Here is a 384-nt window from a genome sequence, read left to right on the forward strand (position 1 = left end):
CGGTGGGGGCAAAACACGACGCAAATGCCACAATGTGGCGTAAGCTATTGGAGCCTTCCGACGAAGGACGAATGTCGTGAATGAACGCCTTGTCAATTTTCACGATGTCGAAATCGATCAGTTGGACAAGCCGCGGCGAGGCAAACCCTACACCAAAATCGTCGAGCGCAACACGACAACCCAGGTTCTGAACGTCGGCGATTTTTCGTGCGCCGAGGGATAAATCGGCGATGGCGCTCGACTCGGTAAGCTCCAGGATCAGTCGCGGCGCGAGGTAGGCGCGACCTTGGATCTGGTCCAGCATGCCACTCCACGCAGTCGCGTCCGCAAAGTTGTCTGCAGATATGTTGCAGCCGAGCACCGTCGTTGGATCCGCCTCAAGAC

The 384-nt window shown here is 57.0% G+C and carries 1 protein-coding gene; it reads right to left on the reverse strand.

From position 1 onward, the window contains the following. Positions 1-304, reverse strand: a 304-nt coding sequence (locus AB4Z23_RS28905; RefSeq protein ID WP_441361361.1) for an EAL domain-containing protein, incomplete at its 3' end; no start/stop codon positions are given. Positions 305-384: the final 80 nt, after the last annotated feature.

It is taken from the genome of Agrobacterium sp. MCAB5 (assembly GCF_052114365.1).
Lineage (GTDB): Bacteria > Pseudomonadota > Alphaproteobacteria > Rhizobiales > Rhizobiaceae > Agrobacterium > Agrobacterium tumefaciens.